Genomic DNA, 24375 nt, shown 5'->3' with positions numbered 1-24375 from the left:
CAGTTATCAGTTATCAGTTATCAGTTATCAGTTATCAGTTATCAGTTATCAGTTATCAGTTATCAGAAAATAAAAATTTAAAAAATACCCTACAAAGATTTTTGAATACTTTTCAACTTAAAACTTTGAATTTGGAATTTCGAACCTTGAATCCAGTACGTCATTGCGAGCGAAGCGAAGCAATCTCTTCCTCCCTTCAATCATGAGACTGCTTCAGTCGCTATGCTCCTTCGCAGTGACAGTGAAACCAGGTTCCGGATTTCAGATTTTCATTAAAGGTATTTTTTAAATTTTCAAATTATTACATTTTCAAATTGATATACATTCCAACTTTCAACTTCCAACTTTCAACTTCCATCTTTCTCCCTACGGTCGAAATGACTGGCAGGTAAAATGATAATTACTTTTTTCTCAGGATCAATGCAACGATTGCGGAAGTAATAATACCCACGGCGATCGCGAAGAAGAAGGATTGAATAATATAAGAAGTAAGATTAAAATAATCCTCGGCATTTTCACGGGACATACGACCCTCCTCAACGCTATAATCAATAATATTATTAAAATACTCTGGAGAAATTATTTCAAGAGAAATATATTGAGCGATTGGAGAGAGGATGGCTACAATAATACTCAGAATCACTCCGGAAATGAATCCCTGTGTCCAGCTCATCTCACCGTGAAAAAAGTTTTTACGTTTATCTAAAAGGGCGAAAACGTATAGAGCAATGGCAACGAGGCCAAATAAATTGGTATAAATGGCCTGTTCTGCAATCAATTCATCATGCCAGCCCAAGGCTTTTTCAAGCAGCATCCAAAGCAGGGTGACCACAGTAAAAATAACGCCCCATTTGATTTCAATGGAATAATTTTTCATTTAATGGTTGGGTTTTGGTTAGGTTTTAAAAATAGAAAAAATTATGGATATCCTTTTTTCGTCCTACTAGTTATTTCGTCACCCTAAATTTATGTGACTCTGTCGAATCTTCAATTTTAGGATCTCAATTTAGTGGGGTAATAAAATGTGTTATAAGATTCTGAAATATCCCGATAACTCGGGACAGAATCACGGCTTTCATCGGTTTATGATACTTGCAGAAAATCAGCAAAAAAATTAAAGATTTTATGAAAAAAAATCCCGAAAATTACTTCCGGGATTTTTAATTTTATCTAACATCTATTCATCGACAAGGACCCAATCGCCTTTATCAAGTAGCGGAATAGCCTGCTTGAACTTCATACTTTTATTCTCACCACTTAGCACATTTTTCAGGGTCACTTTATCATTACGGCCAATTTTGGGGCGATCCCTAACAATAGTTTCGGTTACCTGAGGGCGTCGTTGCTGGGTTTGTCCCGCAGCCCTGCTTTGGGCAGCCCTTTCGTCCATATTGGGGATTTCCTCTTTCTTGGTTTCTACGTTCTCGCGCTTCCTGGTTTGTCTCGCCTCGTGAATACTTGGCGCGCCAGTTTGTGGAATCTCGCCTTTAAAAAGGAATGAGATTACATCGCGGTTCACATTGTCCAGCATCGCTTTAAACAATTCGAAAGCCTCAAATTTGTAGATTAGTAATGGATCTTTTTGTTCGTGGACAGCCAGCTGAACGCTTTGCTTTAATTCATCCATTTTTCTCAAATGCGTTTTCCAGGCATCATCAATAATGGCGAGGGTGATATTTTTCTCAAAATCCTTTACCAGCTGCTTCCCTTCAGTTGCATAAGCTTTTTCAAGATTGGTAACTACCTGAAGGGTTTTTGTTCCATCGCTAAATGGTACGGCAATCCGCTCAAAATTGTTATTATCGTCTTCGTAAACCTGTTTGATTACCGGGAAAGCACGTTCCGCATTATGGCCCATTTTCGCGTCATAATGTTTGTAAGCTGCTTTATAGATTTCTCCGGCTAATTTCTGTGAATTCATACTTCTGAAGTCGGCTTCAGAAACAGGAGAACTCATGGAAAAGTTTCTGATTAGTTCAAATTCGAAATTTTTAAAATCATCTGCAGCCTGATTTGTCTCCACGATCAATTCAGAAATATCAAAGATCATATTCGCAAGATCCACACGCAATCTGTCTCCAAATAGGGCGTGATATCTACGCTTATAGATCACTTCTCTTTGCGCGTTCATCACATCATCATATTCCAGAAGACGTTTACGTACCCCAAAGTTATTTTCCTCCACTTTTTTCTGAGCCCGTTCAATAGACTTGGAGATCATGGAATGCTGAATCACTTCGCCTTCTTCCAGACCCATTCTATCCATTAATTTGGCGATTCGTTCAGAACCAAATAAACGCATCAGGTTGTCTTCCAGCGAAACATAGAACTGAGAGCTCCCCGGATCCCCCTGGCGGCCTGCACGACCTCTTAACTGGCGGTCCACCCTACGGGAATCATGACGCTCTGTACCTACAATGGCAAGACCGCCTGCTTCTTTAACTTCTTTACTCAGCTTAATATCGGTACCACGACCCGCCATGTTAGTGGCAATGGTTACAATACCAGATTTACCCGCTTCTGCAACAATATCGGCTTCTTTTTTATGCAATTTCGCGTTCAGTACATTATGGGGAACATTCCTTAATTTCAGCATTCTGCTTAATAATTCTGAAATTTCTACGGAAGTGGTACCAATAAGAACCGGTCTTCCGGCATTGGAAAGATCGGAAACGTGATCGATTACCGCATTGTACTTTTCGCGCTTCGTTTTATATACTAAATCTTCTTTGTCATTTCTGGCAATGGGGCGATTCGTTGGAATTTCAACTACATCCAATTTGTAGATTTCCCAAAGTTCGCCAGCTTCAGTTACCGCAGTACCCGTCATACCCGAAAGTTTACGGTACATTCTAAAGTAATTCTGAAGGGTAACCGTGGCAAAAGTTTGCGTGGCATCTTCAATATTCACGTTTTCCTTCGCTTCTATCGCCTGGTGTAAGCCATCGCTATAGCGCCTACCTTCCATGATACGGCCGGTTTGCTCATCAACAATCTTCACCTTATTTTCGATCACCACATATTCCGTGTCTTTTTCGAAGAGGGTATAAGATTTTAATAACTGGCGCATTGTGTGAATCCTTTCACTTTTAACGCTGTAATCACGGAAGAGTTCTTCTTTCTTCTCAGCTTCTTCTTCTTTGGAAAGGCCTTCGTCTTCAATCTTGACGATTTCCATCCCAATTTCAGGCATTACAAAAAAGTCTGGATTGTCTTTCCCGGAAAGTAACTCAATCCCTTTATCGGTAAGGTCTATCTGGTTTGTCTTTTCATCAATAGTGAAATACAACTCCTCATCCACCTTAGGCATTTCGCGGTTATTATCCTGCATATAGTGATTTTCAGTTTTCTGAAGCAATTGCTTCACACCATCCTCACTAAGGAATTTAATAAGCGCTTTATTTTTTGGGAGTCCGCGATATACCCGTAATAATTGAAAACCACCTTCTTTAGAATTTCCCTCTTTGATGAGTTTTTTAGCATCGGCCAGTACCTTAACTAAATATTTACGTTGAATATCAACAATATTTTCAACCGCCGGTTTTAATTCTAAAAATTCGTGATCATCTCCTTTAGGAACAGGTCCGGAAATAATTAAAGGTGTACGTGCATCATCCACCAATACGGAATCAACCTCATCAACGATCGCATAATTATGCGGGCGTTGCACAAGATCATCAGGTGCATGTGACATATTATCCCGCAGATAATCGAAACCAAATTCGTTATTGGTCCCGTAAGTGATATCAGCATTATAAGCTTTTCTTCTTTCTGCGGAATTAGGACGGTGATAATCGATACAATCTACACTCAATCCATGAAACTGGAAAAGGGGTGCCATCCAGGCGCTATCCCTTTTGGCCAGGTAATCATTCACGGTAACCAAATGCACGCCATTTCCCGTAAGGGCATTAAGGTACATGGGAAGGGTTGCTACAAGGGTTTTACCTTCACCGGTTTGCATCTCGGCAATTTTTCCCTGGTGCATGGCCACCCCACCAATTAGCTGAACATCGTAATGAATCATATCCCAGGTGATGGGCTTACCCGCCGCATCCCAGGAATTGTTCCAGATGGCATAATCTCCATCAAGGTTTACATAATCTTTCTCTGCAGACATTTCCCTGTCGTAGGCAGAGGCGGTAACCTTAAGCTGCTCGTTATGAAAAAAGCGTTTAGCCGTTTCTTTTACTACCGCAAAGGCTTCAGGTAAAATTTCATTTAGTACTGCTTCAGATAATTCGTAGATCTTATCTTTGAGTGCATCGATTTCAGCATAAATATCCTCCTTTCGGGTGATATCGTCAATTTCGTCTGCCTCTTTATTAAGTGCTTCGATTTTATCTTTTACTTCTTTGGTCGCTTCAGAAATTTTTAATTTAAATTCTGAAGTCTTTTCGCGCAGCTCATCCAGGCTTAGCTTTTCTATAGTGGATTCTAAAGCCTTTATCTTTTCCACGATAGGCTGTATTTCTTTTACATCCTTTTTGGATTTATCGCCAACGAATACTTTTAATACGGAATCTAAAAAACTCATATTGGTTTTTTTGTTTAATAAGGGGGTTCAAATTTACACAAAAAAAAAGCCCCATTACTGAGACTTTTCCTTAATTATTGTGCGATGTTATTAATATTCATCCTCGTTCCAGAGGTAATCATCATCTGTTGGATAATCTGGCCAGATTTCTTCGATTGAATCATATGAATCTCCTTCATCTTCAATCGCCTGCAAATTTTCCACTACTTCCAAAGGAGCACCGGTTCTAATTGCATAATCTATTAATTCATCCTTCGTGGCTGGCCAAGGGGCATCACTTAAATAGGATGCTAATTCTAAAGTCCAATACATTGACTAATCGGTTTTTAAATTTTGGCAAAAATAATTTTTTTGCCTTAATAGCCAAGAAAAAAATCTATTATTTACTCAATATTGTTAAGAACATAACGAAAGCTAATAATTGATGCGGAATCCGCAATGAATTTTCGTTCTGGTTGGAGAGATCAGGATTTTTTTGGGATCCATTCTATTTCTTCAGCTGCTAAATCTTTGGACAACTTTCGTGCCAGCACAAAGAGATAATCTGATAAGCGGTTGAGATACATCAAAACCTCGTCATCAAAGGCTTCAATGTCATATAAGGCCGTTGAAATTCGCTCAGCTCTACGACAAACACAGCGTGCTATGTGACAAAATGACACGCTTTGATTTCCGCCGGGCAATATAAAATGAGTCATCTCGGGTAAGATTTCATTCATCTCATCCATGGCTTTTTCTAAATCCTGAATATCCATGCTGGAAATTTTTGGAATATTCAGGCGGTCTTTTCCATTTTTTAGCTGGGCTTTTTGGGGATCGGTTGCGAGAATGGCTCCAATAGTAAAAAGTCTATCCTGTATTTTTATAAGAAATTCTTTCGTTTTATTATCTATGGGTTGGTCCTTTAATAAACCAATGTGCGAATTAAGTTCATCAACAGTACCATAACTTTCAATTCTAATATGATGTTTGGGCACTCTGGTCCCGCCGAAAAGGGAAGTTTTACCCTTATCTCCGGTTTTGGTATATATTTTCATAAGCCAGATTTAGGCTCACAAGTTACAAATTATGAAGAAGGGTTTAAGTGACCGGACGTAATATTTATAGCTAATCAGGCAAGTTTTCCTTTTTCCGCTCTAAATATCTTCTTCTGAAATTTTTACTTTTTCGCTCGCGGTTTATTTTTTTAGCCCTTCTGGAATTCCAGATGAAGAAAATGAGGAACAAAGCAATGAGAATAAAATAGATCCACGTTTCCCGGTCGAAATTAAATAGTTCGGAGTTCATAGTTTTTAGTTCAGGGTGCAAAGTTCGAAGATCGAAGATCGGAATTGTTATCAGGTTTCAAAATGCCTTTTAAAAATACAAACTAAATTTTTGTTTGTACTGATAACTACGAACTGAGAACTGTTTTCCGTTCATCACTTTCAACCATTCCATCCTTCAGCCTGATAATGCGATGGGCATGTTCTGCAATTTCTTCTTCATGGGTGACCAGGATCACGGTATTTCCCGCGGCATGTATATCATCAAAAAGGTTCATGATCTCCACGGAAGTTTTTGAGTCAAGGTTTCCGGTAGGCTCATCGGCTAAAATGATAGATGGCTTATTCACGAGGGCGCGACCCACGGCCACCCTTTGTCGCTGTCCGCCAGAAAGCTGGTTGGGCTGGTGGTCCATACGATCACCTAAACCAACACTTCGCAGGACTTCTTCCGCCCTTTCGGTACGCTGGGTTTTTGAAGCGCCGGCATAGATCATGGGCAAGGCCACATTTTCCAATGCCGTAGTTCTTGGAAGCAGGTTAAAAGTTTGAAATACAAAGCCGATTTCTTTATTCCGAATTTCAGCCAGTTCATCATCGCTCATTTTACTGGCATCTTTACCGTTTAGGATATAAGAACCCGAAGTAGGAGTGTCCAGGCAACCTAACAGATTCATCAGTGTAGATTTTCCAGATCCCGAAGGTCCCATGAAGGCTACATATTCTCCCCGGTCTATATCCAGATCGATGCCTTTGAGAACTTTTACAATTTCCTGTCCCAATGGAAAATCTCGGGTAATATTGCGAATCTCAATAACTTTGCTCATAAAGACTGATTTTACACTTTGTAAGACGTGAAGTTAGATTTTTTGTTACAAAGTATTTACTCGTAATTAGTAGTTCTTAAATTATTATGAATGTCAAAATTTAAAAAACTTAGCATATTCTTCTGTGTATTATTTTCGGTTTTTATAATAGGTTACAATTTTTATGTAGGTAACCAATTAAAATTTGAGTCATATAATGATGCTGCAGATTTTGTGCATTTAGGAACAAGTATTGCAAAAACCGGTAAGTTTGGACATCTTGATTTGAATGGCCAAGATCTCATTCAGCAATATAAAGAGCATAATGTTGCTTCTACAGATTATGAGTTCCTTTCGTATGCCACGTGGCGCCCACCTGTGTGGCCCATTATCATTGGAATCATGTTTAAAACTTTGGGTTACAGTCTTGGTTTATTAGTACTATTAAAATGTGTTTTTTATCTAAGTACAATATTCGTATTCTATAAAATATTAAACCTATTAGAATTCCCATTTTGGATAAAGTTAGTGGGTACTTTTTTAATGGCCGTCCATCCTGCAGCCCAATTATATACCAGGACTTTTCTATCAGAACCAGTGACATTATTTTTCTTCGTGTTATTTCTATACTTTTTTATTAGGTATTATTTGGGGAGAAGTCTGCTTTGGCCCCAAGCTATATGTGGAGGGATATTAGTACTCACGCATCCCTATTATATTTTCTTTCCATTTATTTTGTGGGTTTTTACTCTGAAACAAAATGCTTATCGGTCTTCAATTTATTCCATATTCATTGGTATGGCAGTAATTTCCGTTTGGCTGGTAAGAAATGCTATAGTATTGGATATTAAACAGCCTATACTAACAACATCTTCGGGAGCGGCGTTTGCCAAGGGATGGAATAAGGATGTGCCCCAAAAACACACCAACACGAGGGGCGATTTGGCAGATGAAACTTTAGTGCTCCAGGATTTTAATTTTGCTGAACGTGAAATAAAAACAGAGGTAGATCAAATGAATCTATATAAAGATGCTACGATGCATTTCATTAAAACCAATCAGCAAATGATCGTACCCATAATCCTGGTAAAACTTAGGAGTGCATTTAATCCTTTTCCTGAAACCCCGAGACCGGGAATACTGGAAATTGGACGGATATTATTCCAAATATTGAGTTTGCTCGCAATAATTTATATTATTGCCTTTAGTAGAAATGCATTGATGCGTTCTTTTGCATTTTCAATTGTATGTTCTACGGCTTTAATAGCCATAGCTATTTACTCCGGTTTTAGGTTTAGAATGCCACAAATTGGATTGGAACTTTTATTAATATGTGCAGCGGCCTATGAAATGGCTAAAAAGCATCAACTTATACCCGTATCGAAAAATGCTGCTTGAGCTGTTCTTTTCTGAAGAAAACCAACCCCCATTGATATGTATCAATACTTACGCTAATTTTAGGATGGGATTTGATGATTTCCCAGGCTTCTTCCATTTCAGCAGACCAATGAATATCATCAAAAATAAAAACAGAATTATTATGCGCCAAGGGCAATAATTGTTCAAAGTAATCCAGGGTAGCCTGTTTTTGATGATTTCCGTCAAAATAGATCAGGTCAAAATTTAAATGATTTTCCAAAATTTCCGGAATAGTATTGGCAAAAGTATCTACTCTCAAATCAATATTCTGAAGAGCAAATTTCTCGAATTGCTTCGCGGCGATAGTTGCGATATTGGGGCAACCTTCCAAAGTAACCAGTTTCGTTTTTTGGTTTACAGATATTGCTGCGGAAGCGATACCCAGAGAGGTGCCTAATTCAAGTGCGTTTTCGATATTCAGAAAATTGACAAGCCTGTATAGCAGTTTTGCCCGATAATAAGTGATCCCGGAATTTTTTGCAATGGAAAAAATTGGTCTTTTGTTCGAACTGAAGACTTTACTTCCCGCCCCAAAATCCTTAATAGTGATTTCACTTTTATCGCTTAAAAGTTCATTCCTATATTTCCGAATAAGATCATATTCGGGATAGTTTGTTTTATCATAGAAACAATTAGTTACTAAATCATACACAAAAGGAGAGTGCACTCCATGCTGGTTTTGTGAATTGCGCAAAAACTTTAGATATGATTTTATTTCGAAAAGCAATTATTGAATATATTTTAATTTTTTGTCATCTTCAGCCGAAGGGAGAAATCTTATGTTTAAAATAATTTCTCAGTCGTCCTGAGAGCTATCGGGACTTCTTTGAAATGACATTCCGTTATATCTTCAGCAGTAAATTAGGATCGGGACAATTGGAAAGATAATGGTCCAGATCCTGCTTTTTCACCACTCCCGGATAATCGTCACATTTTTGTTCCAGTCTTTCCATGATCTGAAAATGTAAATGTGGCGCGTAATCGCCATTTTCATAAAAATCACCTAATTCAGCAATTTTGTCATTTTGCTTTATTGCTTTCCCAATCTCAAGATTTTCAATTGACTTTCGGCTTAGATGCCCATAAAGTGAGTAGAAAGTCCTGTTTTTTAAATGGTGCTTTAGAATGATTGTAGGTCCATAATCGCCAAAATTGGAATTGTCTTTGACTCCATAAACTGCTCCGTCTAAGGGTGCAAGAATTTCTGTGCCCGCAGGTGCCCAGATGTCCAGGCCAATATGGATATTACGATTATTTTCGGGGTTGTTAAAGAGTTCGCTGCGATTGTACAGGGTGCGTAGTTCATTATAACCACCAAATGCGACGCGACTATTCTTATTCTTGAGATACTCATTTATAAAAACAGAAAAAGCTTCAGATGAAGCGGCTTCCAGTTTGAGCAGTTCAGGATTTTTTTCGGAAAGATCTACTGGGGTATAATCCTGATGGGTAAAATTGTTCCCGATTATGGGGGTAAATCCCGGGGTAAGGGATATAATAAATTCAGAAAATGATTGCATATGCATTCGGCTTATTTGCCAAATGTAAGAGTCGTAAATTAATTTACCAACACATCGCTAAAATTAGCTTTGATTGTTATATTTCCCGTGCCTGAATTTGCTTTATAATACCCGTTCAAAGTCTCGTTATCATAAGATTTTGAGGCTTTCAGTTTCATAGCTGTTGGATATTTGATGTTGCTCTGGGTACCGTTATAGGTGAAATTGAAAGCGGTTTCCGGAATATCCAGTTTAAGGTCGCTATTCTCGAGTGTAATATTTAAGTTACTGAAAGAAGTCCCCAGGTTTTTGATCGTAAGCTCTCCAAAAGAACCGGTTAAAACACCGGTTTTCTGAAGTTCATTAATAGTGATATCGCTTGAATTTGAATTCAACTTTATACTCACCACTTTGTCTATATTACAATTCTCCACAAAATCTGTCGAAAGGATCCCATATTCCCAGTTTGCAATCTTTACCGGGGAATAGGCAACTTTGATATTGGTATCTTCTCCGTAAATTCTATTGGCAGAAAACCGACTATGGGATAAGTCGGCTTTTAGGTTTTTCATGGCACTGCCCAGTTTCACTTCGCCGTGGCGAACGTTCAGTTTTAATTTTGCATTCTTGGGCGCTTTGATCCTGATCACCCTTCTCACTTTGCTATTATCTCCAAGATATTCAAAATTTTCTCCAGATTCGAATTGAGCTTCCATTTGTTTTCCAAAGTTTTCACCCCAGACTTCCATTTTTTTACCAAATTCTTCTCCCCAGGCTTCCATATCCTTTTCGAAATCCTTGCTCCAAACTTCCATTTTCGCTTCGTATTCCTTTTCGAATTTTTCAGAATTCTTCTCAACGTTTTCCGCCCATTTCTCCATCTTCACTTCGAAATTTTTTCCGAATTTCTTTTCGATGTTCTTTTCCCATTTCTCCATGTATTTGTCCCCGTCTTTTTTATAAGCCTGATAATCAAATTCAAATGCGTCCATATTTTCAGCAAATTCCGGCGGAAGTGGATTTTCAGCGAAACTTTGTAAAAGTGGCCCCACCAGGTTATTCATCAAAGGCTCCATTATTGCAGGCAAATGCGCCAAAGGTTCCTGAAGTCCGCTTAGATCCATATTAAAGTTAAGATTCATATCGCCGGCACCAGATTTTACAATGATCTTGTTTTTAGAAGAGATCGTTTCCAGGTTCCAGCTATCCAGCAATTCTTTCGTTTGTTCTTTATTGCCGGTATCGCCTTCGAGATAGGCTTCTACTGAAACTTCATCTTTATCCCAGTTTTCGATAATAACATTCGTATGCTTGGAATCGATTTCGACGTTCACTTCAGCATTGGTAGAATAAGTTTTGTTGAATTTTTTAGTTTGCGCGAATCCTGCTGCACTGATGAAAAGCAGCATTAAGATCGCGTAATTAAGCCTGATAGTTTTCATGACTGTTGTTATTTGATTGTTTAAGTTCATTTAATTTTGATTTCAACTTTTTGAGTAAATCCAAACGAATCTGAAGGTTAGAAATCATGGCCGTCAATGTTTCATCGTTTAATCCATTTTGTTCTATTTCCGCATTTAGGGCGATATATTCTTTATCCAGGGTTTCCAGTTTCAACATAAAAACATCTACCAGTTCCTTATTTTTTGGCGTTAACTCCAAGCCGGCTAACTGAATATTAAGACTTGCCAGATAGTAATCCTCTACTTTTTTAAATTCAGGAGAAACATTACTAAGCCTGTAATTGGTAGCAGCAACAGTCTCCTCCTTGAAATTATTGGCTTCTACCGGGGTTTCGGTTACCTGAATTTCCGGTGGGGCAACTTCAGCCTGATTGTTCAGGAAAAAGAAGCCTACTCCCAAAGCAACAATTAGTATCGCTGCGATTTTGAGGAAGAAAAACCTATTTCCTGAAGTAGAGGTTTTAGGTAAATCCCTTTTTAATTTCTGTTCGAATCTTTTAGTATGACCTGCCCTAAGCTGATCTCTTGTATCCGGTTCCTGATTGCGGAACATCTCTCTAATGTCCTGTCCCATTTCTTAGTATTTTAAGTTCATTTTGCAATTTTTTCTTTCCTCTGTGCACCAATGTTCTTGAAGCAACCTGCGTAATATTCAAAATTTCGCTTATCTCTTCATGATCATAACCTTCTACCAGATAAAGCATCAGAGGATATTTATATTTTTCAGGTAAAGCATTAATTTCATTTTTCACCTCCTCAATGGTGATCCCATCTTCAATTTGCCAGTTTTCCTCCTCATCAGCAGTTCCCAAAATTTGCTCGTTGATAGCTACTAATTCCAGTTTTTTGGCCTTCAGCTTATCAATGCATTTATTGACCACAATTTTTTTAAGCCACGCCCCAAATGTCACTTCCCCGTTAAACTGGTGAAGTTTTTTAAAGGCTTTAATGAATGCTTCCTGCATGGCATCTTCGGCTTCCATGGTGTCTTTCATAAACCTCAGCGCCACATAATACATCCCGTCACAATATTTATTATATAGTTGCAACTGTGCCCTACGATCATTATCTCTACAAGCCTCTATAAGCCTATGTTGTGTCAATGTAACTTTGGTTTGATGGGTTAGTTCACTTTAAAGACGATCTAAAAACCGCCGCGTTGCAAAATCTTATAAAAATTTTAAATTTTGGACAAATTTCTTGTTTTTAGCTTTTTACAATGTAGTTTTATTGAACTTAATCTATTTCTATTTTGAAAATCTTTCTCAAAATCTTCGTGGGCATACTTGGTTTAGGTGTGATCATTCTTTTGGTCATGAGATATAATACCAAAGCGCACAGTCCCCTGGATACCGCAATTTTTACCAAAGGTGATTTTAAAATAGAAGTTGTTTATAACCGACCTTATAAAAAGGATAGGGAAATATTCGGAGGTCTTGTACCCTATGATACCGTTTGGAGAACCGGTGCCAATGAAGCGACAACATTTGAAACCAATGAAGATATTTTTGTAGACGGAAGCCTTCTGAAGAAAGGAAAATATACCCTATGGACCATTCCGAATGCAGAGAGCTGGAAACTTATTTTTAACGACCACATGTATCCCTGGGGAATCAATCTGGATAAACAGGCTTACCGCGATGCCCAGTATGATGCATTGGTTTTAGAATTACCGGTGATACCACTTTCAGAACCCCTGGAGCAGTTTACTATTTCATTTGGTGATACCGGGGAATTTGTACATATGGTCATTGCGTGGGATCGCACCAGTATCGTAGTGCCCATTACCAATAAAGCACAGGTTATGGTGGCACCTTCAGAAAAATAAAAAACCGCAAGAATAAAAAATTTCTTGAAATCGACTATCCCAAAGCTAAGCCGCAAGGATATTTTACCGATTTCATATTGGCTTCTGGACCAAGAACCGTCCCGAAAGCTTTCGGGATTATATTTTCCCCTCACCCAGAACTGCGAAAATGCAGTCCTGACCTCTCCCAAGGGAGAAGTGAAGCGGAAACCCCGAGGCAAAGCCGTCGGGGAATTATTAGATCAAAATTCTGCGGTTTGTCAACATTTTTTAATATTCTATTCGTCTAAAAGAATATTTAATGTTACGGTGATGTTATCTCTTGTTGCCCGGGAATAAGGACAAACTTCATGGGCTTCATTTACCAGTTTTTCCCCTGTCTTAATATCGGTTACTTTTGGCATGTATGCATCCAGGATCACTCCCAACTGTAGATCGTCCTCATCTGTCTTTCCCAATTTTACCGTTGCGGTCACGCTGTATTCGCCCAGGTCAATTTTATGTTTTTCCGCTACCTGCACCAATGCATGTCCAAAACAAGCGGAATATGCCGCACCAAATAATTGCTCAGGATTTGTGTAATCACCTCCTTCGCCGCCCATACTTTTAGGCATTGTTTGTTTTAAATCGAGAACGCCATCCTCACTTGTGGTGTGACCGGTGGTTCTTCCTCCGGTTGTCGTAACACTTGTTTTATATAAGTTTTTCATTGCTAAAAATAATTTTATTAGTTAAGTTGGATTCAATATACCAACAAGTTAAGGATGCATAAAGTTGCATTTCATAAATTTGTGCTAAATAATATTCCGTCCATTGTCTGAAAACACTGAAAAATCTGCCTTGCATGAATCAAATAGCAGTCCTGATTCTAAAAATTTCAGCGCCACTTCTGCGGAAAAAATTAAAAATTTCCGAAAGCAAAATTTATCCGTAGAAGAACTTCTAAAAGATCTTCTGAAAGGTAATAAAACAGCTTTAGGAAAAGCGATCACCATGATCGAAAGTAACCAGATCAAACATCAGCAGATTTCTCAGAAAATAATTGAAGGAGCTTTACCGTATACAAAAAAATCTATTCGCATTGGAATTACCGGCGTACCGGGTGTGGGCAAAAGCACCTTCATAGAAAGTTTTGGAACATATCTTACCAAGATGGGGAGAAAAGTAGCCGTTCTTGCCGTAGATCCCAGTAGCAGTCTTACTCGGGGAAGTATCCTGGGGGACAAAACCCGCATGGAAGATCTGGTAAAAGATAAAAATGCCTTTATAAGGCCTTCACCCAGCGGAGATTCACTTGGGGGCGTTGCTAAAAAAACCCGGGAAAGTATTTTATTATGTGAAGCGGCCGGTTTTGAGGTGATCTTAATTGAAACCGTGGGAGTGGGACAGAGCGAAACAACGGTGCATAGCATGACCGATTTCTTCCTGCTACTCAAACTTGCTGGCGCCGGCGATGAACTACAGGGAATTAAAAGGGGCATTATTGAAATGGCTGATGCGATTGTTATTAATAAAGCCGATGGCGACAATATGAAAGCGGCACAACATGCGAAACTGGAATTTAAGCGCGCGCTTCATTTATATCCCATCAAAGAAAATAACTGGAAGCCAAAAGTAAGCCTTTGCAGTGCTTTGTATGACATAGGTATTGCTGAAATATGGGAATTAATTTCTGAATTTGAAACACAAACGAAGGAAAACGGCCATTTTGAGAAAAAGCGGATTGAGCAAAATAAATTCTGGCTTTATCAAACCATCAATGATCATTTAAAATCAAGATTTTATCAGAATAAGAAAATAAAACCTGCTTTAGAGAAACAATTAAAGCTGATCGAAGAAAATAAAACCACGGCATACGCTGCCGCAAAATATTTACTGGAACTGGATTAATGCTGAAGTTTAAACATTTTCAGCAACCACTGCGCTAACATATAAAATAAGGATCCGAAAATAGCTCCTATTAAAATTCCGGTAAGCACGTCGCCAGGATAATGCACGCCCAGATAGATTCGGCTATAAGAAACAACCAAAGCCCAGATCATCAGAAAAATCCATAATTTTTTATAGACCGGTTTAAGAAGTAAACTTAAAAATACCGCTACACCTGTAGAATTAGCAGCATGCGCAGAAAAATAGCCAAAACGGCCACATCTTTCGGCGACATATCTGGCAAATTCCATAACGCCTTCCTGGCGGCATGGCCTGGGCCTTTCAAAATAATGTTTAAAGACATTGGCAAGTTGATCTGTAGCCGTAATTAATAAGCTTACCACCACCATGACCAGCAAAGTAGATTTCCAGCCGAAATTTTTAAAAACGAGAAATAAAAGAATAGCATAAAGCGGAATGGCCATCCATTTATCGCTTATAGCGATCCAGAGCCAATCCCATTTTTCAGAACCCAGATTATTCAGAAAAAGGAACAACTCTTTATCTAATTCTGCCAGTTTTTCCATCTAATCTTTTTCGTAACGGCTCACCTCGCGGTCGTAGAATTCATTGGCTTCGGTGATCAGGTTTTCAGCTTCACTGGAAAGCTCATCTTCATCACTTTTATCGAAATCTTCCAGCCATTCTACCTCATCATTTTCAAGATTGATGATAAAACGGGGATATTCCGTATGCACCACAAAGATTGAATCGGGAAAATCGGTATTATCGCCTAATATAAATTTTGGGAGTTCCATATCTTACACTTGTTGCACCACTTTTTCTTTGGTGCGGATTAATTTTTTACTTAAATAATTGAACCTAAAATACAATAATAATGCTGAAGATGTTAACCCGGCCAGCAAACCAAACCAAATCCCCATACTTCCAAATTGTTCTTTTTGCCCGAAATAAAAGCTTACGGGAAAACCAATGATCCAGTAAGCAATAAAACATATTCCCGTGGGTATCTTCACATCCTGCAAACCTCTTAAAGCGCCCAGAATAACTACCTGCACACCATCGCTCAACTGAAATAATGCCGCTACGATAAGCAATTGCGAAGCCAGCATGATCACTTCAGCATTATCGATATAAAAAGTGGGCATGATATCCTTCAGCAAAATAAAGAGTAGTGCAAAGACTGCTTCAATAAGAAATACCAGTAGGAAAATAGATAAAGCAATCCTTCTCAAATCTTTGTATTTCCTGGTACCTACCTGATTCCCCACGCGTATGGTTGCGGTCACACCCAGGCCCACTGCAATCATAAAGGTCATAGATGCAAGATTAAGCGCAATTTGATTCGCCGCCTGCGGATTCGTGCCCAGGTTTCCGGCCAGAAATATAGTCGCCGTAAAGATCGCTACTTCAAATAGCATCTGTAAGGCCGTAGGAAATCCCAGGGAAAATATTTTCTTGAAAATATTCCAGTGTATTGCTTCTTTTTTCGACCATTTAAAATAAGCGGCAAATTTTGATTTTCGCTTTAAAATTTCCCAAATAAACCAAAGCATAAAAAATCTCGAAATAAGCGTTCCCCAGGCAGCGCCTTCAAGTTCCAGCCTTGGGAAGATCCAGAAACCGTAGATAAGCAGATAATTAAAAATGACATTCACGACATTCGCCAGCAAGGTGGCATACATGGCATATTTGGTTTGCGAAAGCCCATCGGCGAATTGTTTAAAGGCCTGGAAAGCCATTAAAGGCACCATAGACAGCGCCACGATATTCATATAAGGTATCGCCAGCACGACCACTTCTTCCGGCTGATCCAGATAATATAGAATGGGTTTGGAAAGCAATAACAGGAGAAAAAGGAAGATCCCATTAATGCTACTCATGATCAAACCATGATGAAAATAACTTCTTCCGCTTTCGAGATCTCCGGCGCCATCAGCTTCGGCAATTAAGGGTGTAATTGCAAAGGAAAATCCTATCCCCAGGGACATGGCGATAAAAACCAGGGCATTTCCCAAGGATACTGCCGCCAGTGGTGCAGCGCCTAATTGACCAATCATCAGGTTATCCACCAATCCCACCATCACATGACCTAACTGGCCAAGCATGACCGGAAAGGCAATGTTTAAATTTCGGCTAAATTCTTTTGTGTAATCTGAAAGTTGCAAAAACCTTTTTTTGGATTGCAAAGGTAACGGCTTTAATTTTCTGAAAAAACCAAAAAAATGCGATCTTTTTAATCGGTTATTTGGGATGAAGTTTCAACGGTTTCAAGATCATATTTATCCTGCTAAATACATCAAACTTGCCATAGTCGCAGTTCCAAGTTCAAGTTCCCGCTTGTTCACAGAAAGGATGAGAAGACAAAACTTTATATTCATGAAGTTGAATAGTTGAAGTTTGAAAGATCAAATAAACTAAAAACTGAGAACCTTTGCGGCATTGATTGTTATTATTCTTTCCTTAACTGTTCCTTATATTGCTCTAAATTGTCTTTAATCTTAGCATCTAATGCCGGTTCTTTTACATCCTGATATTCTTTGAGCACATCGTATAAAATTTTTGCCACCAAATATCTCGCGGTGGGTTTATCATCTGAAGGAATTATATACCACGGAGCCTTTTCAGAAGATGTATTATTGATAGCATCTTCATAGCATTCCTGATATTTGTCCCAAAGCTTCCTTTCTTTTAAATCACCGGGGGAAAATTTCCAGTTTTTATTCGGCTTTTCCAGTCTTCTTAATAAGCGGTCTTTTTGCTCAACCTTAGAAATGTTCAGAAAGAATTTAAAAATGATCGTACCATTTTCTGCAATATGATCCTCAAAATTTCTGATTTGTTCAAAACGCTTCAGCCAGAAATTCTCATTAATATCCTCTACTCCCTGTATTTCAGGAATATTTTCATTCAAAATATATTCAGGATGAACTCTGGTAACCAGAACATTTTCATAATGCGTGCGATTGAAAACTCCAAATTTTCCGCGGGCAGGTAAGGCGATATAATGCCTCCATAAATAATCATGTTTCAGCTCTATAGAAGAAGGTGTTTTAAAACTGTGTACTACCACTCCCCGACTATTAAAATCCTTAAAAACTTCGCGAATCAAACTATCTTTTCCGGCGGTATCCATTCCCTGTAAACAAATCAGGACGGCATATTTCCCGTGCGCGTACAATTTATCCTGCCAGTCGCCCAGATCTTCCCGAACATCTTCCAGTTCTTTTTCTATTTTCTTTTTATCTTCTTTTAGATCGAAACTGGTGTCGAGATTTTTTAGTTTTATTTCAGATTTCACTCGAAAATCTGCTTCATTTATAGATTTCATATCATCATTCTTTGATTTAAATATACAATCTTTAAGACTTTTAATTTTTTTATCTTCGCGGTAAAGATTTTTGCATTGGACCAAACAGAAAAAGAAGACATCATCAATAAGGTTTCTATTCTTTTAAAGGAAACCCCTACTTCCCGCGATATTGTAAAAAAGGATGGAAAGCTGGAAGAACGTTTTGATTATCTCGCCAGGCATATGGTGGAAAAAGCACTTCAAAAAGATGCGCTTATTCTTTCAAGAAAAAAGGATGGAATTGCCATTCTTTTTAGAACCAGTGCAAAAGATAACAGTATCTGGAAAGATCTCTGGACACAAATAGGCCTTTTAATAAATGTAACAGGGGTCAAAAACGCGATCAAAATTTTAAAAACCCAGAAATATATTAAAGATCAACGGCCAAAAACCGGAGAGTATCTTTATTGCTGGTTTTGGGGAATTTTAAAAGAATCCCGTGGAGCTGATACGCAGGTGGGAAAAGAGATGAAGGATGTATTTTTCAGGACGGCTCATGATACCGGCCTCGAATTATATGCCGAAACGAGGGGACGTACCAATGCCCTAGTTTATCAACGAGTTGGTTTCGATCTTTTTCATGAATGGGCGCATCCCAGTGGGGATACGATGTATTTTCTTAAATACGATCCGAAAAAACCCAGAAATAAGCGACCTTAGAATCGGCTACCAAAGAGTTTAACATCTTCATCGGTAATCTCGTTACCACCAAGAATGATCAAACGTTCCACCACGTTTCGAAGCTCCCGAACATTTCCCCTCCAATGGCTTTCCTTTAGTGCCGAAATTGCACCACTGGTGAAATTTTTCTGATTAGTTCCCTGCTCCTGTGCGATCTTTTCGCTGAAATACTCTATCAATAATGGGATATCATCTTTTCTTTCTTTTAAAGCAGGAACTTCAATTAAGATTACTGCAAGCCGGTGATAAAGATCCTCCCGAAAATTATTTTCTTCAATTTCCTTCTTAAGGTCTTTATTGGTCGCAGCTATCACCCGAACATCAACTTTAATATCCTTATCACTTCCCACCCTGGATATTTTATTCTCCTGGAGCGCCCTTAAAACTTTGGCCTGAGCGCTTAAGCTCATATCACCAATTTCATCCAGGAAAATTGTGCCCTTGTTCGCAGCTTCAAATCTACCGGCACGATCTTTATTAGCTGATGTAAAAGCACCCTTTACATGCCCAAACAATTCACTTTCAATTAATTCTGAAGGGATTGCGGCACAATTCACTTCGATCATGGGCCCTTTGCTACGATCACTTTTTTCGTGTAACCAGTGCGCAACCAGTTCTTTCCCGGTACCATTTGGGCCGGTGATCAAAACCCGGGCATCGGTATGCGCTACTTTTTCGATCATATCTTTGATATTCACAATAGCCTCACTTTCCCCAATCATTTGGTAGTTTTTACTTACCTTTTTCTTAAGGCGCGTATTCTCGATAACTAGTTCTTTGCGGTCCAGGGCATGTCGAACCGTGTTTAGAAGTCTGTTGAGATCAGGTGGTTTTGAGATATAATCAAAAGCCCCCATTTTCATGGTGTTCACTGCAGTATCAAGATCACCATGACCGGAAATCATCACTACAGGAATTTCAGGTTTAATTTTTTGTACAGCTTCCAGCACCTCAACCCCATCCATTTTTGGCATTTTGATATCGCAAAGTATAAGATCAAAATCTTCATTTTTCACGATCTCCATTCCGGCGAGGCCATCTTCAGCTTCAGTTACTTTATAATCTTTATTTTCTTCAGAAAGGATTTTATTTAAGACTCTTCTAATGGAAGCTTCATCCTCTATCAATAATATTTTTGCCATTTTAAATACTTTAAATTTTAATCATTTTCACCAGGCTTTATTCCCTCCTTTGGGGGCATGTTTTGTGGATAGAACATATGCACATCCCGCTGCGGGAAAGGAATGGTAATATTGTTCAGTTTAAACATATTATTGATCCTAAATCGCAACTCACTTTTCACTTTTGGGTCTACAAAACTATCGGAAATATAAAAATGTAAGCCAAACATGAGCGCAGAATCCCCAAAATCTTCAAAAAGAACAAAGGGTTCCGGTTTTTTAAGTATGCCTTTCTGTTCACTGGCACAGTCTAAAAGTACTTCCCTTACCTGTTCCACATCACTCCCATAGGCCACACCAACCTTTACCGCTTCTCTTGTGGTTTTGTGATTTTGGGTATAATTATATACGGTTTCACTAATAAATTTATGGTTGGGAATGATCATTACCTTATCATCCCTGGTAAGGGCACGGGTAGTTCTTAGCTTAATTTCAAAGACCCTGGCTACGCGGTCATCCATTTCTATCACATCTCCAACCATCAAAGATTTATCCAGAATTATAAAAATGCCGCCAATTACATCCTGAAACAACTCTTGCAAAGCTAAACCAAGACCAACAAAAAGTGCTGCGGAAGCAGCCAGTACCACGGTTACATTAATCCCAAAGGAACTTAACGTAATAAGCACCACCACTACGTAAACAATATATTTTACAAATTTGAAGATGCTGATGAACTTGAGCTTATCCTCCTCCAATAATTTAGAAGTGATAAAAGATCGCAACATCCTGAGCACTATACTGGTAATTACAAAGGAGAGGACGACCAGAATGATCAACCCAACGGTAATGGTCACCGGTTCATCACCTAATTTATAACTCCAGCCAAGGTTCCAAAAATCCACAATAGTTCCCCAGATATCCTGCTCGATAACTTCGGTTACTTTTTCCTTGGCAGATTGATCTTCCTGTAACATTAATATTTCAACCATTTATACAGTTCCTTATAACTCGGTTTCTTCCCATACATCAAAATTCCCACGCGGTAAATTTTTGCTGAAAGCCATAAAATTGCAAAGTTTGTAGCAATTAAGATAATAATTGAAATGCTAATTTCATACCACGGCACTCCAAATGGAATACGCATGAGCATCACAATAGGTGAAGTTAAGGGAATCATTGAAAAAATGGTGGAAACCGTTCCGTGTGGATTTTCAACCACAGAAAAGAAGCCCACATAAATCCCTAATATCAAAGGGATAATGATAGGAAACATAAATTGTTGGGTATCGGTTTCACTATCAACCGCTGCCCCAATTGCCGCGTAAATGGCACTATACAGAAAATATCCACCTATAAAATAGATCAAAAAGAATACAAGTAAACTTGCATAAGGTAATTTCAGAATATCAACAACCAGCTGATTTAATTCCGGTCTTGCCATCTCATTTATCATTTCTGTAGAAGGCGTTTGCGCTGCCAGGGGATCAATACCTAAAAAACTGGAAACGCTCCATAAAAGAACTGTCCCTAAAATTACCCAAACCGTAAATTGTGTTATTCCCGCAAGAGAAGTTCCAAGTATTTTGCCCAATAAGAGCTGAAAAGGTTTTACTGAAGAAACAATAATTTCTATAATACGGTTGGTCTTTTCCTCGATCACACTACGCATGACCATATTTCCATAAATAATAATGAACATCATGAGAAGATAGCCCGCAGCACCTCCAAAAAACATTTTGATGTAATTGGACATTTTAGAACTGCGTTCCCCTGAAAAATTTTGAATTTCAACATTTACTTTCGCCCTCGCTGCGTCAATTTCAGAAACATCTATTCCTTTATTTATTAATTGCTGACGGGTAAGTTTATCAGAAATCGTCTTTTCTATACTTTCAATCGTACCGAATCCCGGAGTGTCGTTTCCTAAAAATCCAACTTCGGTAGAGCTATTGGGGCCATCTCCAATTTTGGCGATATGAATTAATCCGAAGTATTCATTATCCAGCACCTTTTGTCGGGCATTTTCCAGATTTGAATTATTAAAGTAGATATATTGAACCTGTTCTCCATCCTTAAACTCATTAGTAAAGATCCCGGTTTCATCAAAAATTCCAATAATTTTTTGATCTGTACTATTCAGCATACTTAAATAGGCGATCAATAAAACCATTACCACAAAGATAATCGGGCTCAAAAAAGTCATTACAATAAAGGTTTTATTTCGAACCCTGGCTGAATATTCCCGGTTGATGATTAATCTAAGATTACGCATTTTGAGTCACCGTTTTAATGAATATATCGTTTACGGAGGGGATCACCTCTACAAAGTGATTGATTTTTCCTCTACTCAACAAGAACTGAATTAGTTCATTTGAAGTTTCTTCATCTTTTAACTTGATACTCAGTTTAAGGTCTTCATTGATACTTTTGAATTTTGCGACTCCAATGCTATATCGATCTTCTAGCTCCCGTTTTAAAGTCACTTCATCTATCGCATCCAAACCCACCTCGAAAGTATTTGATTTATATTCTTTTTTGATATCGGTAAGCTTACCATCAATTAATTTATTCGACTTGTGGATTAAAGCGATATAATCACATAGTTCTTCAACACTTTCCATTCGATGCGTAGAAAAAAGGATGGTTGCCCCTTCTTCTTTTAAATGTAATATTTCGTCTTTGATTAAATTTGCATTCACGGGATCGAATCCGCTAAAAGGTTCATCAAAAATGAGCAATTTTGGATTGTGCAAAACAGTGATTACAAATTGTACTTTTTGCGCCATTCCCTTAGAAAGTTCCTGAATCCTTTTATCCCACCAACCTTCAATTTCCAAACGCTTAAACCAGTAATTTAAACGTTCTTTTGCTTCTGCTTTGCTCAAACCCTTCAGCCTGGCCAGGTACAAAGCCTGCTCTCCAACTTTCATCGATTTATAAAGCCCGCGTTCTTCCGGAAGATAACCAATATGCGCTATATCATCTGGATGCAATGGTTTACCATCTAAGTATACTTTGCCAGTATCTGGCATAGTAATTTGATTGACAATTCTTAAAAAAGTGGTTTTACCGGCTCCATTAGGACCCAGCAGGCCAAAGATACTTTGCCTGGGAATACTAATTGAAATATTATTTAAAGCGGTAAAATTTCCGAATTGTTTGGAGACGTTTTCGGCAACCAAAAGATGATCCATACGGTTTTTAATAGAATGTTAAAGATATATAAATCGGCAAGAGCCCAAAGGCGATTAAGAAGAATTTATAATCTAAAAATTGATGTGAAAAACAAAACCCACCCTTAAAAAAATTAAGGATGGGAAAAAAATTGCTATGAAAAAGAAAAATATCACTAAAAGAATTAGTGATATTCAAATATATAAAAATTTTCTTAAAATTTACTTTTTATGAAAACATATCTTTTACTTTTTCAAAGAAGGATTTATCGCTTTTTTCTGGATTTGGTCTGAAGTTATCATCTTCTGCCATTTTTTCGAAAAATTCTTTTTGTTCTCTGGACAAAGTTTTTGGCGTCCAAACATTCACATGTACTAAAAGATCTCCTTTTCCATATCCATTAATACTCGAAATACCTTTCCCCCTTAACCTTAATATTTTTCCAGATTGTACTCCTTCTTCAATTTTGATACGAACTTTGCCGGTTACCGTATCAATCTCTTTTGAAGTCCCTAAAGCAGCTTCAGAATAACTGATGTAAAGATCGTAATGCAAATTATCCCCTTCCCGTTGAAGGCTTTCATGTGCCTTTTCTTCTATGGCTACCAATAGATCACCGGGTATACCACTCCCCGGGGCATCATTACCTTTTCCAGTAACTTTCAATTGCATTCCATCTTCAACACCTGCCGGAATTTTTATAGAAACAGTTTCTTCCCTGGTAATCATTCCATTTACATCGGCATCTTCAGACTTTTTGTCAATGATCTGTCCGCTTCCTCCGCAGGTTGTACATGGAGAAGCAGTTTGCATCCTTCCCAATATCGTATTGGTGATTCTGGTTACCTGCCCGCTACCATTACAGGTAGAACAGGTTTTATACGATGTTCCCGGAGCCTGAACTTTCCTTTTAACCTTGATCTTCTTTTCACAGCCATTGGCAATCTCCTCAAGATTAAGACTAACCCTTATCCTTAGATTACTTCCCTTCATACGGCGCTGGCCTCCACCAAAGCCGCCAAAACCTGAGAAACCTCCGCCACTAAAACCTCCGCCGAAAATATCACCGAACTGGCTGAAAATATCGTCCATGTTCATCCCGCCTCCTCCAAAGCCACCGCCTTCAAATGCCTGGTGACCAAAACGGTCATATTTGGCCCTCTTATCCTGGTTCCCCAGAACTTCATAAGCTTCAGCAGATTTTTTAAACATATCTTCAGCTTTGGTATCCCCGGGATTTTTATCGGGATGATATTTTAAAGCTTTTTTCCGGTAGGCTTTTTTGATTTCTGCAGCTGAAGCGCTTTTGCTAACGTCTAATATTTCGTAATAATCTTCTTTCATCTCTGGTTTTTAGG

General features: G+C 38.4%; 25 protein-coding genes. 5 read left to right on the top strand and 20 right to left on the bottom strand.

Translation table 11 applies throughout. The annotated features are described in order from the left end of the window. Positions 1 to 206 (top strand): hypothetical protein (locus tag DHD80_RS18910; protein WP_251743033.1); only part of this gene is annotated, 206 nt, incomplete at its 5' end. A 194-nt stretch (positions 207 to 400) separates the two neighbouring features. Here the strand turns inward: DHD80_RS18910 and DHD80_RS18905 are convergent. From DHD80_RS18905 to DHD80_RS18885, 5 genes are all read right to left on the bottom strand, one after another. After that, complete coding sequence (locus DHD80_RS18905; RefSeq protein WP_251743032.1) at positions 401 to 877, bottom strand: DUF4199 domain-containing protein; 477 nt, start codon at positions 875 to 877, stop codon at positions 401 to 403. Positions 878 to 1177: 300 nt separating this feature from the next. Further along, complete coding sequence (gene secA, locus DHD80_RS18900; RefSeq protein ID WP_251743031.1) at positions 1178 to 4537, bottom strand: preprotein translocase subunit SecA; 3360 nt, start codon at positions 4535 to 4537, stop codon at positions 1178 to 1180. 90 nt (positions 4538 to 4627) lie between these two features. After that, positions 4628 to 4849 carry a DUF2795 domain-containing protein gene (locus DHD80_RS18895; RefSeq protein WP_013070580.1) on the bottom strand — a complete coding sequence of 74 codons (222 nt, stop codon included), beginning with the start codon at positions 4847 to 4849 and terminating at the stop codon, positions 4628 to 4630. Between the two features lie 152 nt (positions 4850 to 5001). Continuing rightward, positions 5002 to 5574, bottom strand: coding sequence for a cob(I)yrinic acid a,c-diamide adenosyltransferase (locus tag DHD80_RS18890; protein WP_251743030.1), 573 nt, complete (start codon positions 5572 to 5574; stop codon positions 5002 to 5004). A gap of 356 nt (positions 5575 to 5930) precedes the next feature. After that, positions 5931 to 6629: an ABC transporter ATP-binding protein gene (locus DHD80_RS18885; RefSeq protein ID WP_251743029.1), complete on the bottom strand. Its 699-nt coding sequence runs from the start codon at positions 6627 to 6629 to the stop codon at positions 5931 to 5933. 90 nt (positions 6630 to 6719) lie between these two features. Between DHD80_RS18885 and DHD80_RS18880 the strand changes: the two genes are divergently transcribed. Further along, positions 6720 to 8006 carry a hypothetical protein gene (locus DHD80_RS18880; protein WP_251743028.1) on the top strand — a complete coding sequence of 429 codons (1287 nt, stop codon included), beginning with the start codon at positions 6720 to 6722 and terminating at the stop codon, positions 8004 to 8006. Here DHD80_RS18880 and DHD80_RS18875 read toward each other — a convergent pair. The 5 genes from DHD80_RS18875 to DHD80_RS18855 all read right to left on the bottom strand — a co-directional run bounded on the left by DHD80_RS18875 (position 7978) and on the right by DHD80_RS18855 (position 12092). Then, positions 7978 to 8721, bottom strand: coding sequence for a class I SAM-dependent methyltransferase (locus DHD80_RS18875; RefSeq protein ID WP_347709986.1), 744 nt, complete (start codon positions 8719 to 8721; stop codon positions 7978 to 7980). The genes DHD80_RS18880 and DHD80_RS18875 overlap by 29 nt on opposite strands. A 148-nt stretch (positions 8722 to 8869) precedes the next feature. Beyond that, positions 8870 to 9547 carry a peptidoglycan DD-metalloendopeptidase family protein gene (locus DHD80_RS18870; protein WP_251743026.1) on the bottom strand — a complete coding sequence of 226 codons (678 nt, stop codon included), beginning with the start codon at positions 9545 to 9547 and terminating at the stop codon, positions 8870 to 8872. A gap of 38 nt (positions 9548 to 9585) precedes the next feature. Continuing rightward, complete coding sequence (locus DHD80_RS18865) at positions 9586 to 10968, bottom strand: DUF4097 domain-containing protein (protein WP_251743025.1); 1383 nt, start codon at positions 10966 to 10968, stop codon at positions 9586 to 9588. Then, positions 10949 to 11563 carry a hypothetical protein gene (locus tag DHD80_RS18860; RefSeq protein WP_251743024.1) on the bottom strand — a complete coding sequence of 205 codons (615 nt, stop codon included), beginning with the start codon at positions 11561 to 11563 and terminating at the stop codon, positions 10949 to 10951. The genes DHD80_RS18865 and DHD80_RS18860 overlap by 20 nt, the downstream gene beginning before the upstream one ends. Continuing rightward, the gene (locus DHD80_RS18855) at positions 11547 to 12092 is read right to left on the bottom strand and encodes a sigma-70 family RNA polymerase sigma factor (RefSeq protein ID WP_251743023.1); all 546 of its coding nucleotides are present in this window, start codon (positions 12090 to 12092) and stop codon (positions 11547 to 11549) included. The genes DHD80_RS18860 and DHD80_RS18855 overlap by 17 nt, the downstream gene beginning before the upstream one ends. Before the next feature lie 149 nt (positions 12093 to 12241). Here DHD80_RS18855 and DHD80_RS18850 point away from each other — a divergent pair, with 149 nt between their 5' ends. Beyond that, the gene (locus tag DHD80_RS18850) at positions 12242 to 12817 is read left to right on the top strand and encodes a DUF2911 domain-containing protein (protein ID WP_251743022.1); all 576 of its coding nucleotides are present in this window, start codon (positions 12242 to 12244) and stop codon (positions 12815 to 12817) included. A 257-nt stretch (positions 12818 to 13074) separates the two neighbouring features. Here the strand turns inward: DHD80_RS18850 and DHD80_RS18845 are convergent, their stop codons facing one another. Next, positions 13075 to 13506 (bottom strand): Ohr family peroxiredoxin, encoded by a 432-nt coding sequence (locus DHD80_RS18845; RefSeq protein WP_251743021.1) that lies wholly within the window; start codon positions 13504 to 13506, stop codon positions 13075 to 13077. Positions 13507 to 13609: 103 nt separating this feature from the next. Here DHD80_RS18845 and meaB point away from each other — a divergent pair, with 103 nt between their 5' ends. After that, the gene (gene meaB / locus DHD80_RS18840; RefSeq protein WP_251743020.1) at positions 13610 to 14686 is read left to right on the top strand and encodes a methylmalonyl Co-A mutase-associated GTPase MeaB; all 1077 of its coding nucleotides are present in this window, start codon (positions 13610 to 13612) and stop codon (positions 14684 to 14686) included. On the opposite strand, the gene DHD80_RS18835 is transcribed toward meaB, so the two are convergent. The 4 genes from DHD80_RS18835 to DHD80_RS18820 all read right to left on the bottom strand — a co-directional run bounded on the left by DHD80_RS18835 (position 14683) and on the right by DHD80_RS18820 (position 18017). Continuing rightward, positions 14683 to 15252 carry a phosphatase PAP2 family protein gene (locus DHD80_RS18835; RefSeq protein WP_251743019.1) on the bottom strand — a complete coding sequence of 190 codons (570 nt, stop codon included), beginning with the start codon at positions 15250 to 15252 and terminating at the stop codon, positions 14683 to 14685. The genes meaB and DHD80_RS18835 overlap by 4 nt on opposite strands. Further along, complete coding sequence (locus DHD80_RS18830) at positions 15253 to 15483, bottom strand: hypothetical protein (protein ID WP_251743018.1); 231 nt, start codon at positions 15481 to 15483, stop codon at positions 15253 to 15255. A 3-nt stretch (positions 15484 to 15486) separates the two neighbouring features. Beyond that, positions 15487 to 16854, bottom strand: a complete 1368-nt coding sequence (locus DHD80_RS18825; protein WP_251743017.1) for an MATE family efflux transporter — start codon at positions 16852 to 16854, stop codon at positions 15487 to 15489. A gap of 284 nt (positions 16855 to 17138) precedes the next feature. Then, positions 17139 to 18017, bottom strand: a complete 879-nt coding sequence (locus DHD80_RS18820) for a PPK2 family polyphosphate kinase (RefSeq protein ID WP_251743016.1) — start codon at positions 18015 to 18017, stop codon at positions 17139 to 17141. A 75-nt stretch (positions 18018 to 18092) separates the two neighbouring features. On the opposite strand from DHD80_RS18820, the gene DHD80_RS18815 reads away from it, so the two are divergent. Further along, positions 18093 to 18698 (top strand): hypothetical protein, encoded by a 606-nt coding sequence (locus DHD80_RS18815; protein ID WP_251743015.1) that lies wholly within the window; start codon positions 18093 to 18095, stop codon positions 18696 to 18698. Here DHD80_RS18815 and DHD80_RS18810 read toward each other — a convergent pair. From DHD80_RS18810 to dnaJ, 5 genes are all read right to left on the bottom strand, one after another. After that, complete coding sequence (locus DHD80_RS18810) at positions 18695 to 19861, bottom strand: sigma-54 dependent transcriptional regulator (RefSeq protein WP_251743014.1); 1167 nt, start codon at positions 19859 to 19861, stop codon at positions 18695 to 18697. The genes DHD80_RS18815 and DHD80_RS18810 overlap by 4 nt on opposite strands. A 17-nt stretch (positions 19862 to 19878) precedes the next feature. Next, positions 19879 to 20832 carry a mechanosensitive ion channel domain-containing protein gene (locus DHD80_RS18805; protein ID WP_251743013.1) on the bottom strand — a complete coding sequence of 318 codons (954 nt, stop codon included), beginning with the start codon at positions 20830 to 20832 and terminating at the stop codon, positions 19879 to 19881. Next, positions 20817 to 22115, bottom strand: a complete 1299-nt coding sequence (locus DHD80_RS18800) for an ABC transporter permease (protein ID WP_251743012.1) — start codon at positions 22113 to 22115, stop codon at positions 20817 to 20819. Before DHD80_RS18800 ends, DHD80_RS18805 begins: the two co-directional genes overlap by 16 nt. Beyond that, positions 22108 to 23037, bottom strand: a complete 930-nt coding sequence (locus tag DHD80_RS18795; RefSeq protein ID WP_251743011.1) for an ATP-binding cassette domain-containing protein — start codon at positions 23035 to 23037, stop codon at positions 22108 to 22110. The genes DHD80_RS18800 and DHD80_RS18795 overlap by 8 nt, the downstream gene beginning before the upstream one ends. 208 nt (positions 23038 to 23245) lie before the next feature. Continuing rightward, positions 23246 to 24361 carry a molecular chaperone DnaJ gene (dnaJ, locus tag DHD80_RS18790; RefSeq protein WP_251743010.1) on the bottom strand — a complete coding sequence of 372 codons (1116 nt, stop codon included), beginning with the start codon at positions 24359 to 24361 and terminating at the stop codon, positions 23246 to 23248. Positions 24362 to 24375: the final 14 nt, after the last annotated feature.

The organism is Gramella sp. AN32 (assembly GCF_023718305.1).
Lineage (GTDB): Bacteria > Bacteroidota > Bacteroidia > Flavobacteriales > Flavobacteriaceae > Christiangramia > Christiangramia antarctica.
This window is presented reverse-complemented; position numbering and strand designations above follow the sequence as displayed.

Coding starts and splice junctions, on each gene's coding strand:
- DHD80_RS18835 (WP_251743019.1), bottom strand. CDS start 15,252: ATGGAAAAACTGGCAGAATTAGATAAAGAGTTGTTCCTTTTTCTGAAT.
- DHD80_RS18870 (WP_251743026.1), bottom strand. CDS start 9,547: ATGCAATCATTTTCTGAATTTATTATATCCCTTACCCCGGGATTTACC.
- DHD80_RS18890 (WP_251743030.1), bottom strand. CDS start 5,574: ATGAAAATATATACCAAAACCGGAGATAAGGGTAAAACTTCCCTTTTC.
- dnaJ (WP_251743010.1), bottom strand. CDS start 24,361: ATGAAAGAAGATTATTACGAAATATTAGACGTTAGCAAAAGCGCTTCA.
- DHD80_RS18865 (WP_251743025.1), bottom strand. CDS start 10,968: ATGAAAACTATCAGGCTTAATTACGCGATCTTAATGCTGCTTTTCATC.
- DHD80_RS18860 (WP_251743024.1), bottom strand. CDS start 11,563: ATGGGACAGGACATTAGAGAGATGTTCCGCAATCAGGAACCGGATACA.
- secA (WP_251743031.1), bottom strand. CDS start 4,537: ATGAGTTTTTTAGATTCCGTATTAAAAGTATTCGTTGGCGATAAATCC.
- DHD80_RS18905 (WP_251743032.1), bottom strand. CDS start 877: ATGAAAAATTATTCCATTGAAATCAAATGGGGCGTTATTTTTACTGTG.
- DHD80_RS18895 (WP_013070580.1), bottom strand. CDS start 4,849: ATGTATTGGACTTTAGAATTAGCATCCTATTTAAGTGATGCCCCTTGG.
- DHD80_RS18830 (WP_251743018.1), bottom strand. CDS start 15,483: ATGGAACTCCCAAAATTTATATTAGGCGATAATACCGATTTTCCCGAT.
- DHD80_RS18805 (WP_251743013.1), bottom strand. CDS start 20,832: ATGGTTGAAATATTAATGTTACAGGAAGATCAATCTGCCAAGGAAAAA.
- DHD80_RS18795 (WP_251743011.1), bottom strand. CDS start 23,037: ATGGATCATCTTTTGGTTGCCGAAAACGTCTCCAAACAATTCGGAAAT.
- DHD80_RS18800 (WP_251743012.1), bottom strand. CDS start 22,115: ATGCGTAATCTTAGATTAATCATCAACCGGGAATATTCAGCCAGGGTT.
- DHD80_RS18880 (WP_251743028.1), top strand. CDS start 6,720: ATGTCAAAATTTAAAAAACTTAGCATATTCTTCTGTGTATTATTTTCG.
- DHD80_RS18810 (WP_251743014.1), bottom strand. CDS start 19,861: ATGGCAAAAATATTATTGATAGAGGATGAAGCTTCCATTAGAAGAGTC.
- DHD80_RS18820 (WP_251743016.1), bottom strand. CDS start 18,017: ATGAAATCTATAAATGAAGCAGATTTTCGAGTGAAATCTGAAATAAAA.
- DHD80_RS18845 (WP_251743021.1), bottom strand. CDS start 13,506: ATGAAAAACTTATATAAAACAAGTGTTACGACAACCGGAGGAAGAACC.
- DHD80_RS18885 (WP_251743029.1), bottom strand. CDS start 6,629: ATGAGCAAAGTTATTGAGATTCGCAATATTACCCGAGATTTTCCATTG.